Raw genomic sequence first — 1,426 nt, forward strand, 5'->3', positions numbered from 1 at the left:
ACCCGCCAGGCCAAGATCGACCGGATCGCCGTCGACGACGTCGAGGTCGACGACCCGCACGGCGCGAGGACCCTGGTGCTGGGCTGGGGCTCCACCTACGGGCCGATCACCGCGGCGGTACGGCGGCTGCGGGCGGCCGGCGAGGAGATCGCCCAGGCCCACCTGCGCCACCTCAACCCCTTCCCCCGCAACCTCGGCGAGGTACTGGGGCGCTACGACAAGGTGGTGATCCCGGAGATGAACCTCGGCCAGCTCGCCACCCTCATCCGGGCCAGGTACCTCATCGACGCCCACTCCTACAACCAGGTCAACGGCATGCCGTTCAAGGCGGAACAGCTCGCCACGGCTTTGAAGGAGGCCATCGATGACTGACGCCGGCAACCGGCTGCTGCAACTGGTCCCCAAGGCCGACGCCAAGCAGTCGATGAAAGACTTCAAATCCGACCAGGAAGTACGCTGGTGCCCCGGCTGCGGCGACTACGCCATCCTCGCCGCCGTCCAGGGCTTCATGCCCGAACTCGGCCTGGCCAAGGAGAACATCGTCTTCGTCTCCGGCATCGGCTGCTCCTCCCGCTTCCCGTACTACATGAACACCTACGGGATGCACTCCATCCACGGCCGCGCCCCCGCCATCGCCACCGGCCTGGCCACCTCCCGCCGCGACCTGAGCGTGTGGGTCGTCACCGGCGACGGCGACGCCCTGTCCATCGGCGGCAACCACCTCATCCACGCCCTGCGCCGCAACGTCAACCTCAAGATCCTGCTGTTCAACAACCGGATCTACGGCCTGACCAAGGGCCAGTACTCCCCCACCTCCGAACTCGGCAAGATCACCAAGTCCACGCCGATGGGCTCCCTCGACGCACCCTTCAACCCGGTCTCCCTCGCCATCGGCGCGGAAGCCTCCTTCGTCGCCCGCACCATCGACTCCGACCGCAGACACCTCACCCAGGTCCTGCGCCAGGCCGCCGACCACCCCGGCACCGCACTCATCGAGATCTACCAGAACTGCAACATCTTCAACGACGGCGCCTTCGACGCCCTGAAGGACACCCAGCAGGCCCAGGAAGCACTCATCCGGCTGGAGCACGGGCAGCCGATCCGCTTCGGCCCCGACAACGCCCGCGGGGTCGTCCGCAACCAGGCCACCGGTGACCTGGAAGTGGTCACCGTCACCACGGACAACGAGACGGACATCCTCGTCCACGACGCCCACGCCACATCCCCCACCACCGCCTTCGCCCTCTCCCGCCTCGCCGACCCCGACACCCTGCACCACACCCCCATCGGCGTCTTCCGCGACACCGACCGCCCCGTCTACGACACCACCATGGCCGACCAACTCGACACCGCCATCGAACAAAAGGGCAAAGGCGACCTCGCCACCCTCCTCGCCGGCAGCGACACCTGGACCGTCATCGGCTGA

1 protein-coding gene and 1 pseudogene are annotated in these 1,426 nt (G+C 67.7%); both read left to right on the plus strand.

The window, feature by feature from the left end:
• Nucleotides 1–372: pseudogene (locus tag ACWGJ5_RS46535) on the plus strand (2-oxoacid:acceptor oxidoreductase subunit alpha); the annotation flags it as partial.
• Nucleotides 365–1,426 carry a 2-oxoacid:ferredoxin oxidoreductase subunit beta gene (locus ACWGJ5_RS46540; protein ID WP_453315639.1) on the plus strand — a complete coding sequence of 354 codons (1,062 nt, stop codon included), beginning with the start codon at nucleotides 365–367 and terminating at the stop codon, nucleotides 1,424–1,426. The pseudogene ACWGJ5_RS46535 and the gene ACWGJ5_RS46540, both read left to right, overlap by 8 nt.

Source organism: Streptomyces sp. NPDC054783 (assembly GCF_053611725.1).